Raw genomic sequence first — 15,182 nt, 5'->3', positions numbered from 1 at the left:
TTATTGTTTTTTAGCGATTTGTGCCATTAATTCTGCTTCTGCCACTAATTTACCATTAGCATATGCATTTGCCTGCATATGACAAATTCCTCTACGAATTGGAGAAAGTAAATCAAGTTTAAAAGTTAAGGTATCGCCTGGTAATACTTTATGTTTGAATTTAACATTATCTATTTTCATAAAATAAGTCAAATAATTTTCTGGGTCTGGAACAGTACTTAAAATTAAAATCCCTCCAGTTTGTGCCATCGCCTCCACGATTAAAACACCTGGCATAACGGGTGCTCCTGGAAAATGCCCAATAAAGAAATCTTCATTCATTGTTACATTTTTCAATCCAACCACATGCGTATCCGACATTTCTAAAATACGATCCACTAATAAAAATGGAGGTCTGTGAGGCAGCATCGCCATGATTTTATGAATATCCATTAATGGCTCTTTATTCAAGTCATAAACAGGAATATTATTTCTTTGCTCGTTTTTGATAATTTTAGCTATTTTTTTTGCAAACTGTGTATTGGCAAAATGCCCCGGTTTGTTTGCAATTACTTTACCTTTAATTTTAGTTCCGATTAAAGCCAAATCACCCACAACATCAAGTAGTTTGTGTCTTGCTGCTTCATTTGGGTAATGCAGCGTTAAGTTATCCAAAACTCCATTTGGCGTTACTGATATTTTTTCTTTTCCGAAAGCTACTTTTAATTTTTCCATTGTTTCTGGAGACAATTCTTTATCTACATATACAATAGCATTATTTAGGTCACCTCCTTTTATTAATCCGTGCTCTAAAAGCATTTCCAATTCGTGTAAAAAACTGAAGGTTCTACAATCGGCGATTTCAGATTTAAATTCTGAAATACTTTTCATATTGGCATTTTGAGTTCCTAACACTTTAGTACCAAAATCGACCATGGCAGTTACACAATAATCATCAGATGGAATTACTGTAATTTCACTTCCCGTTGTCTCATCAGTATAAGAAATCACTTCTTTAACCACATATACAAAACGTTCAGCTTCTTGTTCTACAACTCCAACTTTCTCGATAGCTTCCACAAAATATTTGGAAGAACCATCTAAAATAGGAAGTTCAGAAGCATCTAATTCAATAATAACATTATCTAAATCACATCCTACCAAAGCTGCCAAAACATGTTCTGGAGTTTGAATCATTACTCCTAATTTTTCTAAATTAGTGCCTCGTTGCGTATTTACAACATAAGTAGCATCTGCTTCAATTATGGGTTGTCCTTCTAAATCGACACGAACAAATGTAAATCCGTTATTCACTGGCGCAGGTTTAAAAGTCATTGTTACTTCTTTCCCTGTATGTAATCCAACACCTTTTAGTGTAATTTCTGATTGGATGGTTTTTTGCTTAACCATGATTTAATTATTTTTCTTTTTTAATTCTTGAATTTCTGAAACTATTTTTGGAAGATTTTTAAAGTGAACGTACGATTTATTGTAATCGGCATATCCTAAAGCTGGACTTCCTTGCAACACTTCGTTGTCTTTTATATTTCTTCCGATACCCGATTGGGCTTGAATTTTCACTCCGTTTCCAATAGTCAAATGACCTGCAATACCTACTTGTCCACCAATCATGCAGTTTTTTCCAATCTTGGTAGAACCCGCAATTCCGGTTTGTGCCGCAATAACGGTATTCTCTCCAATTTCTACATTATGAGCAATTTGAATTTGGTTGTCCAACTTCACTCCTTTTCGAATAACCGTTGAACCCAAAGTAGCTCTATCGATAGTAGTCGTGGCACCGATATCTACGTTATCTTCAATAATAACATTACCAATTTGTGGCACTTTACTGTATTCTCCATTTTCATTTGGAGCAAACCCAAAACCATCTGCTCCTACAACAGCTCCCGAATGAATGGTACAATTTTTACCAATTACGGTTTCGGAATATATTTTAGCACCTGCAAAAATTATAGTATTATCACCAATCGTGACATTATCGCCAACGAATGAATTTGGATATATTTTTACATTATTTCCAATAACAACATTTTCACCAATGTAGCTAAAAGCCCCTAAATAAAAATGGTCACCGTGTGAAGCCGATTCCGACAAAACACAAGGGACTTCTATTCCGACTTTATTCAATTTTATTTGGTTGTAAAATTCCAATAGTTTTGAAAAAGCTTTATAGGCGTCTTCTACTTTTATTAAAGTAGTCGAAATTTCATTTTCAGGTACAAAAGTATTGTTTACAATGGTAATCGTAGCTTTTGTTTCGTAGATGTAGTTGTTGTATTTTGGATTCGCCAAAAAAGTCAAAGAACCATCGATTCCTTCTTCAATTTTAGACAATTTAGAAACTTCAGCATTAGGATTACCTACTACTTCACCCTCTAAAATTCCCGCTATCTGTTCGGCTGTAAATTTCATTTAAAACTTTTAGAACTTATAAAGTAAATATACTCAAAAGTCATTTAGCGCAACAAAAGTAAAAAATTTTGTTAAGATAATTTAACTTTTAAGCAGTTGTTTTGGATAACACAAAAAATACTTGGTGACTTGTTTTGATAAAGCTTTTAAACTCAATTGGTCGGATAAAATAGCGACATCTTCTAAACTACCGTCTTTTTGAAGAATTCGAATAGGTTCGGCTACTTTACTATAGGCTTGATTTTTAATTTTTCCTTTAAACACAAAATATTTTGCTTCTTGAAGCGAAACATTGTTTTCGCTTGAAAACTGCTCTATTAAATCCTGAATCTCCTCAGAAGAAAATTTATCCTCTCCCATTTTTATTTTTAGCAAATCTCTGTTAATTATAATCTTGCTCAAAGTACTTAATGTAAAATCCTCGTGATACTGCCAGTTCTTTATAGCTCCAATTATATCTGTATCATCTAATTTCGCAAATTCATTCAATACATCATCATTAAAATCGGCAAAAGAAATTTTATTTTCAACAAAGAAGTAAAGTGGTTTACTACATTCAATTGCAACCCCTTTTTGATACAATTCTTTGGCTCTTTTTAAGGTTTTTGTCAGAATTAATTCCGCCACCAGACTTGTCTTATGCAAATACACTTGCCAATACATTAAGCGCCGTGCCATTAAAAATTTCTCAACCGAATAAATCCCTTTTTCTTCAATTACCAAGACATCATCCACCACATTCATCATTTGAATCAAACGATCCGAATTGATTTTTCCTTCTTCTACTCCACTATAAAAACTATCGCGTTTTAGATAATCCATTCGATCCATATCCAACTGACTCGATATCAATTGCAACATAAATTTTCGATGGTATTCTCCTTTAAATATTTGAATCGCTAGATCTAATTTTCCGTCAAATTCTTTATTTAGTTTCGTCATAAACAATAAAGAAATTTCTTCATGATGCACATCTTCCACAATACTATGTTCCATGGCATGCGAAAAAGGTCCGTGACCAATATCATGCAATAAAATTGCAATGTAAAGGGCGTTTTCTTCCGCTTCAGAAATCTGCACATTTTTAAAACGTAAAACTCCTACTGCTTTTTGCATGATATGCAAACAACCCAAAGCATGATGAAAACGAGTGTGATTGGCTCCCGGATATACCAAATAAGACATTCCCATTTGAGAAATACGACGTAACCGTTGGAAATACGGATGTTGAATTAAATCGTAAATTAAGGGATTGGGAATTGTTATAAATCCGTAAATTGGATCGTTAAATATCTTAAGTTTATTGGTATTGCTCACTTTTTTTTTGAATTTAGACAAATATAACAATTCGGAAGGATTAAAAAAAACTCGAATCTTTATACTATTTTTAAGAAACCAAAGTTTATTAAATAGTAAATTGCAACAGAAATTAAGAAACTATGAACATAAAAATCCTTTGGGTAGACGACGAAATAGACTTATTAAAGCCTCACATTTTATTTCTTGAAAAGAAAAATTATCAGGTGACCACTTGTAATAATGGCCGTGATGCAATTGATTTGTTTCAAGAAGAAAACTTCGACATTGTATTTTTAGACGAAAATATGCCGGGTATGAGCGGATTGGAAACCCTTTCGGAAATGAAAGAGAAAAAATCGGCAGTACCTGTAATTATGATTACCAAAAGTGAAGAAGAATATATCATGGAAGAAGCAATTGGTTCTAAAATTGCCGATTATTTGATTAAACCCGTGAATCCGAATCAGATTTTATTGAGTTTGAAAAAGAACTTAGATCATTCTCGATTAATTTCTGAAAAAACCACTTTAGATTACCAAAAAGAATTCCGTAAAATAGCCATGGATATGGCAATGGTGAATTCTTTTGAAGAATGGACTGAATTTTACAAACGCCTTTTGTTTTGGGAATTGGAATTGGAAAATATAGACGACCAAAACATGTTTCAAATATTGGAATCGCAAAAGGCAGAAGCCAATTCGCAATTCGGAAAATTCATTGAGAAAAACTACGAAAAATGGTTCGATGCCAATGCAAACAAGCCTGTACAATCGCACGAAGTTTTCAGAAAACTAGTCGTTCCAGAACTTAGAAAAGAAGAGAATGTACTTTTTATCGTGATAGACAATTTGCGTTACGATCAATGGAAAGCCTTTGAAAGCGTCGTAAACAATCATTACAAATTAGAAGAAGAAACCGCATATTACGCCATACTTCCGACAGCAACGCAATATGCTAGAAATGCTATTTTTTCTGGGTTATTGCCACTCGATATGGAAAAACAATTGCCGCAATATTGGAAAAACGATATTGATGATGGTGGTAAAAATTTATACGAAGCCGAATTTCTTACCGAGCAGTTGAAGCGTTTACGCATGGATATTCCGCACGAATATTTTAAGATTACTAATTTTGCCAACGGAAAAAAATTAGCCGAAAATTTCAAAGCTTTAAAAGATAAAAAACTGGTTGCGTTGGTGTACAACTTTGTTGACATGCTTTCGCACGCTAAAACCGATATGGACGTAGTAAAAGAACTGGCTTCCGATGACAAAGCGTATCGCTCCTTAACATTGAGCTGGTTTAAAAACTCTCCCCTATTAGACATTATTCAACAGGCTCAAAAATTAGGGTTCAAATTAATTTTAACTACTGATCACGGAACTATTAATTGTAAAAATCCATCCAAAGTAATTGGCGACAAAAACACGAGTTTGAATTTACGCTACAAAACGGGACGCAGTTTGACATACGAACAAAAAGATGTGTATGCCGTAAAAGATCCTAAAAAAATTGGATTACCTATTGTAAACATGACCAGTTCGTATATTTTTGCCAAAAATGATTATTTCTTGGCTTATGTAAACAATTACAATCACTATGTAAGCTATTACCGAAATACCTACCAACATGGAGGAATCTCGTTAGAAGAAATGATTGTACCGTTTTTAGTTTTTTCACCTAAAAAATAAAATGAAACTAGAATATTACTTACAAGACATTCACGAAGTGGCACAAAAAATAATTGATGCCAATCCCGAAAAAGTCATTCTTTTTAATGGCGAAATGGGTGCCGGAAAAACCACTTTGATTAAAATATTGTGTAAAACATTAGGAGTTGAAGACGCTACTAGTAGTCCAACCTTTAGTTTAGTTAATGAATACCAAACCGCTAACAATCAATTAGTTTACCATTTTGATGTTTACCGATTAAAATCGCAAGCTGAGGCCTTGGACATGGGGATTGACGAGTATTTATATTCCGGTAATTGGTGTTTTATTGAATGGGCAGAAAAAATTCCTGATTTACTTCCAGAAAACTACTCGGTAATTACTATATCCGTTTTAGAGGACGGAAAAAGACAGCTAATTTTGGAGTAGTTGTGATAATTTTCGTAATTTGTGCCAAACAAACTATCAATCATGGCCATTACCCCATTTAGCAAGAAAGATTTACTTCCACAGGAAGAAAAATTAGAAGTTGCTAGACATAAAAGTGAACTTTTCATTGGAATACCAAAAGAGACTTCTTTTCAAGAGCGTCGTATTTGCCTTACTCCCGAAGCCGTTAGTTCGATTACTAATCATGGGCATCGTATTTTAATGGAAGCAGGCGCAGGTAAAAATGCCAGTTATTCCGACAAAGAGTACAGCGATGCCGGAGCTGAAATCACACACGATACTCAAAAGGTTTTTGATTGTCCACTGATTTTAAAAGTGGAACCAGCTACAATTGCAGAAATTGAAATGATGAAATCACAAACTATTGTGATCTCTGCCATACAATTAAAAACAAGAAAAAAAGAATATTTCGAAGCCTTAAAAAAGAAAAAAATCACTGCTTTGGCTTTCGAATATATTAAAGACGACGACAATTCTTTTCCAGCAGTAAAATCATTGAGTGAAATCGCAGGAACCGCATCCGTTCTGGTTGCCGCCGAATTAATGACTTGTGGAAAAGGAGGAAACGGATTGCTTTTTGGAAACATTACAGGAGTTCGACCAACCGAAGTAGTGATTCTTGGCGCCGGAACTGTTGCCGAATATGCCGTTAAAACCGCTCTAGGCCTAGGTGCTTCGGTAAAAGTATTTGATAATTCGATTACAAAATTACGTCGTTTACAAAACAATTTACAACAACGCGTTTTCACATCAACCATTCAAAATAAAACCCTTTTAAAATCATTACGCCGTTGCGATGTCGCTATTGGTGCCATGCGAGGAAAATATAGAACTCCGATTGTTGTCACTGAAGACATGGTTTCGCACATGAAAAAAGGCTCTGTTATTGTTGACGTAAGTATTGACACGGGCGGCTGCTTTGAAACTTCCGAAATTACGACACACGAAAACCCAACTTTTATCAAACACGGCGTTACCCATTATTGCGTTCCTAACATTCCTTCACGTTATTCCAAAACCGCTTCGTTATCCATAAGTAACATCATCACCCCTTACCTATTACAAATCGCTGATGATGGCGGATTGGAAAGTGCTATTCGATGTGATGCTGGACTAAAAAATGGCGTTTATTTTTACCACGGAATTCTAACCAACAAGAATATTGGCGAATGGTTTGATTTAACATATAGAGATATTAATTTAATTGTGTTTTAACACTATTCTTTAGTACTTTTGCCAAAAAAAAGGAAATGAATTTTATATCTCGTTTAAGTTATTACTTATTTGGCGCGTTAGGCGGAAGTATTATTGTGTATTTTGTTTTCAGTAAAAAAGCCACGCGCTGTAGTTATTTCCCTAACGAAAGAGTATTAAATAACATCCGAACCAAGTCGTTTCATTATTCGGATGCTGCTTCTAAAGTTCTAGCCGAAGAATGGATTGACACCTTAGATATAAAAAACACCTTAACCCTTGGAGATGTTGACTTCGACAGAAGTAATGTAAAAGTTGGTGCTGCCAAACTATACGTAATTGAAGGACAAACCACCAAAAATCAAAAAATCGAATTAACAGTGGAAAACTACGAGAACAGAGCTGTTTTAAAAGATATTAAAAAACTATAAATACCTTTCTCGTATTACGTTTTGATGGTGAATGCAATGTCCTGAGATTATAATCCCCAGAGCACGCACAGAAATTTCCTTATTCGAAGAAATCCCTTTATGTGCTAACATTTCATCTGTAAAATTTTCAAACAAAGCGATAGTTGCTTTTCTAACTGCAATAAATTCAGCTAATAGCGATTTCATATCTCGATTATTTGCATTAGAAATAGGCACATAATCATTTTCTTCAAAACCTGCTAAAGGAGTAGCGTCAAATCTCGCAAAACGAAGCGCTCTATATCCAAATATACGTTCAGCATCAGTGATATGAAGCACAATTTCTTTGATTGTCCATTTCCCTGGAAGATACTGAAACTCGTGTTTTTCCAAAGGAATGCTTTCAATAAAATTCACAAAATCATTAAGATTGTCTTTTAAAGCCTCAACTATATCAAGACTTTTAACTTGATTGATATACGGAGTGTAATTTTCCGGGTATTCTGATGGATGTAAATTTTTCATAAATATAAAGATATAAAAAAAGACCTTTTTCAAGGTCTTTCTATATTACATTTCTCTAAAAATAGTATGCATTAAGCGTTTTTTATCATTGATACTTTCGTCTAGCGAAATCATCGTTTCGGTTCTGTACACCCCTTCAATATCATCTATCATATAGATTACATCTTTAGCATGCTTAGTATCTCTAGCTCTAATTTTACAGAAAATGTTGAATTTTCCAGTAGTTACGTGCGCTACCGTTACATAAGGAATCTCATTAATACGCTCCAAAACAAATTTAGTTTGAGAGGTATTGTTTAAAAATACACCAACATACGCTATGAAAGAATAACCCAATTTTTCATAATCCAATGTCAAAGAAGAACCTTGAATAATTCCTGCATCTTCTAATTTTTTTACACGAACGTGCACTGTACCCGCAGAAATTAAAAGTTTTTTTGCAATATCAGTGAAAGGAATTCTTGTGTTGTCTATCAACATATCAAGAATTTGATGATCTACTTCATCTAGACGAAACTTGCTCATATATTTATATTTGTGTTTATGCTATTTGCTTACTTTCTTACCATTTACAAAAGAAATTACTTTGTTTAGATAAAAATTAGCCTTTTTGTCAATTTCCGGAATATCATTAAAATCATCACTATAAACCCCATTTTCACCATCGTACTCCAAATGACCAAAATTGGTAATTCCTTCCCCCACTTCAACAATAGTTGCTTCAAAAATTATTTTATCAGCAACCAATATTTCTTTATAATGCGCCGCAAAGTTAGTAATTATATTTAAAGAATTGGTATTAACTTTAAATTTTCTGTAAACAAAATCGTAAAAAAGCGATTTATTTTGAGGAATATTTAAATACTCGTTCAAATTTTCTCCTTCAATAGCATTTTTACTAATATATTTTAAACCAGACAAATAAGCAATAAAAATATATTTTCTAGTTGCTTCACGTTCGTAATCGTTCTGAAAGTGTCCCGCTTCGAACAATATCGTTGGCACACCTAACATTTGAAATTGATCACCAATGCAATTACTATTAAAGGAATCATCGAAACACCCTACCTGATTAGGAATATGCTTTTGAAGCTCCGTATTCATAGCTACAATAACATCTACTGCCTTTAATCGAATATCGTTGTATTCTCTGGCTTCATTATATGCAGGCGCTAAAAACGATACTGTTGCAGGGTTTCTAGTCGCTCCGGCCGCAAAAATCGAACGTTGATCATGCAGGTTAAAACAAAAAACAGGTTTAAATGTTTCAAAAGTCTTTCGCAACAACTGACTTTCGGGCTGTGACAAGTCATTTGAATCACGATTTAAATCAATTTCATTCGCATTGACACGGGTATAAACTTCGGCACCATCAGGATTAAGTATCGGAATACATAATAACGTAAAATTATCCTTCAGTTCTTTTGCTTCTTTTTCATCAGATTGCAAGAAATTAAACAAATCAAACAATGCTTTAGTGGTTGTTGATTCGTTACCATGCATTTGAGACCACATGAAAATTTTAGTTTTTCCGGTTCCAATTTTAAGTGCATAAATCGGTTTTTGTTGTACCGACTGACCAATCACCGAAACTTCAAAATCGCTTTTTAAATTTTCCAATAAAGGCTCTATATGACGATTTGTAATATATCTTCCTGAAATTGATTGTGCTTTAAATCGATTAAACAATTGTATGAAATCCATGCTATAATTATCTTGTTACAAATGTAAACAACTTATAATTTACAATTGTAAATAGATGAAATTCAAGATTTGTATACTTATGTAAACAGTCTTGTAGTCAATCGTACGCCCTTTATTATAGTTGATTTCGAATTAAATTTACATTTGTATTTTATATAATAAAGTATTTAATTATCAATACTTTATAATAAATTATATAAACTTATATATTAACTAAATTTAGTTATTTACAATTGTAAAATAGGTTAATTCAATTCGTTTTGTTACATTTGTAAACCGAATATATTTTAGATTAATTTACAATGGTAAACATCGATGATTTCATAAAAAGATTGGAAATAATCTTAGAGTATTACAATTTATCAGCCTCTTCTTTTGCTGATAAAGTTGGGGTACAACGTTCCAGTTTGTCTCACCTACTCTCGGGCAGAAACAAACCAAGTTTGGATTTAATCATGAAAATTGTGAGTGAATTTCCAGAAGTAGATTTGTATTGGATTGTAAATGGAAAAGGAAATTTTCCAAAATCTGAAAATCAAAATTTAGAAATTCAGTCTACTCCTATTTCTCAAAATGTACAACAAGAAATCAAAATAGATAATCAACCTGATTTATTTTCGACCGAACCAAGTGTCGAAAAAAATCGCGTAAATGAAATTTCGGAAGAAAAATTTTCAAATACGCGAATTTTAGATAACATACATTCCGATCAAGATATTGACCGAATTGTAATTTTTTTCAAAGATGGAACTTTTAAGAATTATAAAAATTAAATCTATTCATAACACTTCTACCTTCTTCTTATAATAAAAAGAGAAGTCTCCCTAAAATCAGGAAGACTTCTCGAACAAAATCAAATCAAATAAACTGGATCTTATTTTCGGATGAGATATACTGAAGAAACTCCTGGTTCCAAAACTGATTTTTCAGGTGTTGCATCAGCAGTGGAAGTTGGCAACGCAAATGTTAACACTTGTCCGCCAGCATTCAATCGTTCTGCAACATAAATTTTATTCGTCACATTATCATAGGCAACATCTACTGGATTACCTAATTTTGAGTTTGGACCATATATTCTAATCTGATCGGCTAATGCAACAGTACCACCGTTTGAAGTATTTGCGATAACGTTGGAGAAATTATTAATTACGATTAAACCACCATCCACATCGGAAGCCGCACTTCCAACATCGGTTAAAATCATTCTATTATCGGTTTTAGAAAATGTAATTCCATGCGTACGAATTAAACCTTCAATAGTAACTCTTTTGGTTGGAGTAATTGCACCGTCTGCGTTTGAGAAGAAATCATTAAATACCACTACATCCCCTGTCAAATCAGCAATAGCATATAAAGTTGTACCATCGATATGAATTCCCCACACTTTAAAATTTAAAGTATAAGAATTTAAAAGAGTAAAACTTGATGTCGTTTTTTGATACACTAAAAACTTATTAGTATTTCCATTGGCAGCATTTTGATCTTGTGTTACCACTACTTTATCCTTAACAACAAAAATTTCCCTTGGATTATTGAATTCTGAAGCAGTACTCGAAAATTGTAAGCTAACATTATCAGTGTTGTTTTTAACAGAACTAGAAACACCTTTGTATAATTCTAATCTGTTATTGGTTCTGGAAGCCAAAATAAATTCATCTTTAGAGCTGTCATAATAAGCTCCGTCTGCATCGGTGGACGTAATGGTTAGATTTTTAGTTTCCGGATTGGAAGCTAATAAATTGGTGTAAGAGATTTTACCAGATGTGTTACTGGTCGTTACTAATTTTGATTCATTAATAACAGATGGAAATATTGGAATCATTTGTTCGTCATCTTTTGAACAACCGATTACTAATAAACCAACAATAGCTAATGGAAAAAATACGTTTTTCATAGTTTGAATAATTTAATGTTTTACTCATTTACGAAAAACGTGGCACTATGGTTTTAAAAAAAGTTATTTTTTTGTAAAACTATTTTCTGGCACCTTCCCGATTATTCCATTAAAGTAATTTTCAAGAATTTCAAAATCGGCTTCTTTATCACCTGACGGCATTAATTCCGGGAATATGATGACTTGTTTATTCTTCCAATCAAAACCAACTGGAACAATAGGAACACCCGCTTTTAAAGCAATATAATAAAAACCCGTTTTCCATTCGGTTACTTTTTTACGAGTCCCTTCAGGAGAAATAGCCAATCGGAAGGTTTCTTTATTAGCAAATATTTTGGCGATGGCATCTACTTTATTTTCGTTCTTAAATCGGTTTAAAGGTTCACCACCTACGGCTTTAAAATAATAGCCAAAAGGAAAAATAAAAAGTTCTTTTTTTCCAACAAAATTAATTTCTAAACCCAAACTACCGCGTGTGCACAAACCTATATAGAAGTCGTGCCAACTGGTATGCGGAACCACAGGCATCACACATTTTTTGGCTATATTACCGTAGTTGCCTACAATTTTCCATCCCATTATTTTGTAAAACACAAACTGATAGATTCTTTTCTTCATACTTCAAAAATAACATTATATTTACGATTGGAAGTTCTCGATACATTTTTTGTTTGTTTCAGAGAACAACTTCAACTGACAAAAATACTCGAACTGACTGAAATAATATGAATTTCAAGAGACTTTTAAGTTATATACTTCCCATCAAAATTTATCAAACAGCATCTAAAATCAATCAAAACCTTGAAGTTACCTGGAATAACGGTCAATTGGTTTTAGATTCCAAAAACACCAATTTTTCTTTTGGAAGTTTAGAGCGCGTGATGCGAATTGGCCTGAATACTCTTGGAAAAGAAAAGATAACAACGTATCAATCGGTACTGGTTCTTGGTGTAGGTGGCGGTAGTGTAATTAAACTATTGCAAGATGAAATTCAATTTGGCGGAAAAATAATAGGAATCGAACTAGATCCTAAAGTAATTGAAATTGCGAACCAATATTTTGGATTGGATAAAAGGAAAAATATTGAAATCAACCTTAAAGATGCCTTTGAGTTTGTAAAAAATACAACCACAACGTATGATTTAATTGTCATTGATATTTTTCAAGACAAAATCATGCCTGATTTCTTGTTTTCGGAACCATTTATTTTCAATTTGAATAGAATTTTATCCAAAAAAGGCAGTGTTTTATTTAATTCTATCGTAACTTTAAGTGTTGATTTTGAGAGAAATGCTGCTTATAACCGATTGGTCGCGGCGCATTTTTCATCAGTGCAAAGACTATCAAATGTAGAAGGCGATAATGAACTCTTTATTCTGCGTAAATGAGAAATTTTATTCGAAAATTAATTTTAGGAAAAAACTACAAAAAGGACAAACCTAAAAGTAGTCCCATTCGCAAACGAATCCAAAATATCAAATCGATTTGGAATAATGACCACCAAGACGATAATGGAATTGAAAAAATTGTTCGTTTAGTTCTATCTTCTTCTCAATTACTTTTTCCTGGAATTTATATCAAACAAATCGCCTACAAAATCGGATTTGAATATCAAGACATTGCGATGGATGTATATGTTTTGTGTAAAGTGCTTTTTCCTGTTGTCATTTTATACAATGGATGGCAAAATAATACGATACTTATCGTGTGTGTAGTGTATGTATTGTTGGAAACCGTTTTATATATTCCAACATTGATTTTTGCTTCTGATTTGTTTTCGCGTCCAAATTCTTATAAACGATCGATGCTTTTGTTGTTCTTCAATTATATTGAAGTAGTATGTTCGTTCGCTGTTTTATATTCTATTGGAAATCAAATGAATAAATCTTTTTTACATTGGGTTGAACCGATTTATTTCAGCACTATAACTTCTAATTCTGTGGGTTATGGTGATTATTATCCTATTACAGTATTTGGAAAAATATTGGTGAGTATTCAATCGATGTTTTTTTTGTCGTTTGTGGTGTTGTTTTTGAATTTCTTTTCGACCAAAGTAAAATCGAAAGGGTATTTTGATTTAGAAAATGAAAATTGAGAAGATGATTTTTTAATATTTTGTTTATGAAAAATTTAGTGTTACTTATACTAGTTTTTTTATCCTTAACAAGTTTAGGTCAGCAGACTTTAAATAAAGAATGCCCTATTGATGTTTCAAAATTTAAAATTGATACCGTATCGAATCGAGGAACTTATACTGGTCTCCCCTTTTTTATCACTTTAGCTGTAGATGAAGCTGTTTTGATTGCAGACAATTTAAACAAGGGCAAAAAGAGAACAAACTATTTTTTACATTATAAGATTTCTGCTGACGGTAAAATTTACTTCGTTACAGGAAAAAATAACCCAAAAAAAGATGTTACACCTAAAAATTATAGTGGAATTGCTATTTCTGAATCGTACACAAACAATCAAAAATTCATACAGTTATTGAATGAAGAGATGCAGCAATTACAATTTAGTTTTTACAAAGACGGAAAAAAAACATTCAATTTTGCTGCTTTTTCCGATATTGTTTTTTCAAATGATATTACTTTATATTCTAAGCACTATTATACTAAAAATTAATCGTGTAGCGGTCTTCTTTTAATCATTCCGCCTTTAGTATCTTTCACGCTATTCATCACAATAAAACAATGCGAATCTATTTTTTCGATTTCAGTATTGAGTCGGTTTAATTCCAAACGAGTAATAACAGTGTAAATAATTTCGGTATCTTTGGTTTCGCCTCGTTTACCAAAACCTCTTTTTCCACTGTAAACAGTAACTCCTCTTCCCATGACATCGATAATCATTTGTCTGATTTCTTCACTTTTGGAAGAAACAATAGTAACACCTATATATTCATCAATACCTTCTACAATAAAATCTAAGGTTTTGGAAGCCGATAAATAAGTTATCATCGAATACAAAGCGATATCAATCCCTAAAAAATAGGCGGCCGATGAAAATATCAAAATATTGATGACAATAATAATATCTCCAATGGTAGTTCCTAATTTTCGACTTAAAAATATAGCTAAAACTTCAGTACCATCTATGACTGCACCACCACGGATGGAGAATCCGATACCGGCACCAAGAAAAAATCCGCCAAAAATAGCGACCAATAAATTATCATTGGTCACATTAGGAAATGTTAATGTAGCCAAACAGAGGGATAATCCAGATATGGCAATAGCCGTTTTAATTGCAAATTGTTTGCCTACAACTTTATACCCCATCAAGACAAATGGAATATTCACTCCAATAATTAACCAATACAACGGAATTTTTGTAAGAGCAGAAATCAATAATGAAATACCGGTTGCCCCACCATCAATAAAATCGTTAGTAAGTAGAAAACCCTTAAAACCAAAGGAAGCAGATAGAATTCCAATACCAATAAGAATAAAATCTTTAATCCCTCTTTTCAAATTAACAACGAACTCACGCTGTTTTTTGGCTATTTGATAGCGGGTTAATACCTTATCATTCGATTTGATTATTAGTTTTAGAATTAATTTAGTGAAGATTGATTGCATTCCTTTTATTTGGTTTGAACTAAAGTTACTGAAATCCTGATA

The 15,182-nt window shown here is 32.8% G+C and carries 17 protein-coding genes; 8 read left to right on the top strand and 9 right to left on the bottom strand.

All coding sequences use genetic code 11. The features are described 5' to 3' along the window. The 3 genes from EQG63_RS05620 to EQG63_RS05610 form a co-directional block, all read right to left on the bottom strand. Nucleotides 1–1,389, bottom strand: coding sequence for a bifunctional UDP-3-O-[3-hydroxymyristoyl] N-acetylglucosamine deacetylase/3-hydroxyacyl-ACP dehydratase (locus tag EQG63_RS05620; RefSeq protein ID WP_129435349.1), 1,389 nt, complete (start codon nt 1,387–1,389; stop codon nt 1–3). A gap of 3 nt (nt 1,390–1,392) precedes the next feature. After that, on the bottom strand, nt 1,393–2,412 hold the full coding sequence (lpxD, locus tag EQG63_RS05615) for a UDP-3-O-(3-hydroxymyristoyl)glucosamine N-acyltransferase (RefSeq protein WP_129435347.1): 1,020 nt from the start codon (nt 2,410–2,412) through the stop codon (nt 1,393–1,395). A gap of 81 nt (nt 2,413–2,493) precedes the next feature. After that, a complete protein-coding gene (locus EQG63_RS05610) occupies nt 2,494–3,729 on the bottom strand; it encodes an HD domain-containing protein (RefSeq protein WP_129435883.1) in 1,236 nt (411 codons plus the stop codon). Nucleotides 3,730–3,851: 122 nt separating this feature from the next. Between EQG63_RS05610 and porX the strand changes: the two genes are divergently transcribed. From porX to EQG63_RS05590, 4 genes are read left to right on the top strand one after another with little or no spacing between them, the layout of a single operon-like run. Beyond that, complete coding sequence (porX, locus tag EQG63_RS05605) at nt 3,852–5,402, top strand: T9SS response regulator signal transducer PorX (protein WP_129435344.1); 1,551 nt, start codon at nt 3,852–3,854, stop codon at nt 5,400–5,402. A gap of 1 nt (nt 5,403) precedes the next feature. Next, on the top strand, nt 5,404–5,811 hold the full coding sequence (tsaE, locus tag EQG63_RS05600) for a tRNA (adenosine(37)-N6)-threonylcarbamoyltransferase complex ATPase subunit type 1 TsaE (protein WP_129435342.1): 408 nt from the start codon (nt 5,404–5,406) through the stop codon (nt 5,809–5,811). A 42-nt stretch (nt 5,812–5,853) separates the two neighbouring features. Next, nucleotides 5,854–7,047 carry an alanine dehydrogenase gene (locus EQG63_RS05595; RefSeq protein WP_129435340.1) on the top strand — a complete coding sequence of 398 codons (1,194 nt, stop codon included), beginning with the start codon at nt 5,854–5,856 and terminating at the stop codon, nt 7,045–7,047. A gap of 35 nt (nt 7,048–7,082) precedes the next feature. After that, the gene (locus EQG63_RS05590) at nt 7,083–7,457 is read left to right on the top strand and encodes a DUF4258 domain-containing protein (protein WP_129435337.1); all 375 of its coding nucleotides are present in this window, start codon (nt 7,083–7,085) and stop codon (nt 7,455–7,457) included. On the opposite strand, the gene EQG63_RS05585 is transcribed toward EQG63_RS05590, so the two are convergent. From EQG63_RS05585 to EQG63_RS05575, 3 genes are read right to left on the bottom strand one after another with little or no spacing between them, the layout of a single operon-like run. Then, on the bottom strand, nt 7,452–7,961 hold the full coding sequence (locus EQG63_RS05585; protein ID WP_129435335.1) for a DinB family protein: 510 nt from the start codon (nt 7,959–7,961) through the stop codon (nt 7,452–7,454). The genes EQG63_RS05590 and EQG63_RS05585 overlap by 6 nt on opposite strands. 45 nt (nt 7,962–8,006) lie before the next feature. Continuing rightward, nucleotides 8,007–8,486 carry an Lrp/AsnC family transcriptional regulator gene (locus EQG63_RS05580; protein ID WP_129435333.1) on the bottom strand — a complete coding sequence of 160 codons (480 nt, stop codon included), beginning with the start codon at nt 8,484–8,486 and terminating at the stop codon, nt 8,007–8,009. Nucleotides 8,487–8,507: 21 nt separating this feature from the next. Continuing rightward, a complete protein-coding gene (locus EQG63_RS05575) occupies nt 8,508–9,665 on the bottom strand; it encodes a M14 family metallopeptidase (protein WP_129435331.1) in 1,158 nt (385 codons plus the stop codon). 302 nt (nt 9,666–9,967) lie between these two features. Here EQG63_RS05575 and EQG63_RS05570 point away from each other — a divergent pair, with 302 nt between their 5' ends. Further along, entirely contained in the window at nt 9,968–10,438 is a 471-nt protein-coding gene (locus tag EQG63_RS05570; protein WP_129435329.1) for a helix-turn-helix domain-containing protein, read from the top strand. A 101-nt stretch (nt 10,439–10,539) separates the two neighbouring features. Here the strand turns inward: EQG63_RS05570 and EQG63_RS05565 are convergent, their stop codons facing one another. Further along, nucleotides 10,540–11,559: a hypothetical protein gene (locus EQG63_RS05565; RefSeq protein WP_129435327.1), complete on the bottom strand. Its 1,020-nt coding sequence runs from the start codon at nt 11,557–11,559 to the stop codon at nt 10,540–10,542. Nucleotides 11,560–11,622: 63 nt separating this feature from the next. Then, the gene (locus EQG63_RS05560; RefSeq protein WP_235827812.1) at nt 11,623–12,177 is read right to left on the bottom strand and encodes a 1-acyl-sn-glycerol-3-phosphate acyltransferase; all 555 of its coding nucleotides are present in this window, start codon (nt 12,175–12,177) and stop codon (nt 11,623–11,625) included. A 107-nt stretch (nt 12,178–12,284) separates the two neighbouring features. Between EQG63_RS05560 and EQG63_RS05555 the strand changes: the two genes are divergently transcribed. The 3 genes from EQG63_RS05555 to EQG63_RS05545 are packed head-to-tail and all read left to right on the top strand — an operon-like array spanning nt 12,285 to nt 14,184. Continuing rightward, the gene (locus EQG63_RS05555) at nt 12,285–12,947 is read left to right on the top strand and encodes a spermidine synthase (protein ID WP_129435325.1); all 663 of its coding nucleotides are present in this window, start codon (nt 12,285–12,287) and stop codon (nt 12,945–12,947) included. After that, complete coding sequence (locus tag EQG63_RS05550) at nt 12,944–13,654, top strand: potassium channel family protein (protein ID WP_129435323.1); 711 nt, start codon at nt 12,944–12,946, stop codon at nt 13,652–13,654. Before EQG63_RS05555 ends, EQG63_RS05550 begins: the two co-directional genes overlap by 4 nt. A 26-nt stretch (nt 13,655–13,680) precedes the next feature. Further along, nucleotides 13,681–14,184 carry a hypothetical protein gene (locus EQG63_RS05545; RefSeq protein WP_129435322.1) on the top strand — a complete coding sequence of 168 codons (504 nt, stop codon included), beginning with the start codon at nt 13,681–13,683 and terminating at the stop codon, nt 14,182–14,184. Here EQG63_RS05545 and EQG63_RS05540 read toward each other — a convergent pair. Continuing rightward, nucleotides 14,181–15,140: a YitT family protein gene (locus tag EQG63_RS05540; RefSeq protein ID WP_129435320.1), complete on the bottom strand. Its 960-nt coding sequence runs from the start codon at nt 15,138–15,140 to the stop codon at nt 14,181–14,183. The two genes, EQG63_RS05545 and EQG63_RS05540, sit on opposite strands and share 4 nt — an antisense overlap. Between the last annotated feature and the right edge of the window lie 42 nt (nt 15,141–15,182).

The sequence above is a fragment of the Flavobacterium amnicola genome (assembly GCF_004122165.1).
Classification (GTDB): Bacteria; Bacteroidota; Bacteroidia; order Flavobacteriales; family Flavobacteriaceae; genus Flavobacterium; species Flavobacterium amnicola.
The sequence above is the reverse complement of the archived record's forward strand: the minus strand, read 5'-3'. Positions and strand labels throughout refer to the sequence as shown.

Coding starts and splice junctions, on each gene's coding strand:
- EQG63_RS05565 (WP_129435327.1), bottom strand. CDS start 11,559: ATGAAAAACGTATTTTTTCCATTAGCTATTGTTGGTTTATTAGTAATC.
- tsaE (WP_129435342.1), top strand. CDS start 5,404: ATGAAACTAGAATATTACTTACAAGACATTCACGAAGTGGCACAAAAA.
- EQG63_RS05570 (WP_129435329.1), top strand. CDS start 9,968: ATGGTAAACATCGATGATTTCATAAAAAGATTGGAAATAATCTTAGAG.
- EQG63_RS05595 (WP_129435340.1), top strand. CDS start 5,854: ATGGCCATTACCCCATTTAGCAAGAAAGATTTACTTCCACAGGAAGAA.
- EQG63_RS05560 (WP_235827812.1), bottom strand. CDS start 12,177: ATGAAGAAAAGAATCTATCAGTTTGTGTTTTACAAAATAATGGGATGG.
- EQG63_RS05545 (WP_129435322.1), top strand. CDS start 13,681: ATGAAAAATTTAGTGTTACTTATACTAGTTTTTTTATCCTTAACAAGT.
- EQG63_RS05555 (WP_129435325.1), top strand. CDS start 12,285: ATGAATTTCAAGAGACTTTTAAGTTATATACTTCCCATCAAAATTTAT.
- EQG63_RS05585 (WP_129435335.1), bottom strand. CDS start 7,961: ATGAAAAATTTACATCCATCAGAATACCCGGAAAATTACACTCCGTAT.
- EQG63_RS05590 (WP_129435337.1), top strand. CDS start 7,083: ATGAATTTTATATCTCGTTTAAGTTATTACTTATTTGGCGCGTTAGGC.
- EQG63_RS05550 (WP_129435323.1), top strand. CDS start 12,944: ATGAGAAATTTTATTCGAAAATTAATTTTAGGAAAAAACTACAAAAAG.
- porX (WP_129435344.1), top strand. CDS start 3,852: ATGAACATAAAAATCCTTTGGGTAGACGACGAAATAGACTTATTAAAG.
- EQG63_RS05575 (WP_129435331.1), bottom strand. CDS start 9,665: ATGGATTTCATACAATTGTTTAATCGATTTAAAGCACAATCAATTTCA.
- EQG63_RS05620 (WP_129435349.1), bottom strand. CDS start 1,389: ATGGTTAAGCAAAAAACCATCCAATCAGAAATTACACTAAAAGGTGTT.
- lpxD (WP_129435347.1), bottom strand. CDS start 2,412: ATGAAATTTACAGCCGAACAGATAGCGGGAATTTTAGAGGGTGAAGTA.
- EQG63_RS05580 (WP_129435333.1), bottom strand. CDS start 8,486: ATGAGCAAGTTTCGTCTAGATGAAGTAGATCATCAAATTCTTGATATG.
- EQG63_RS05540 (WP_129435320.1), bottom strand. CDS start 15,140: ATGCAATCAATCTTCACTAAATTAATTCTAAAACTAATAATCAAATCG.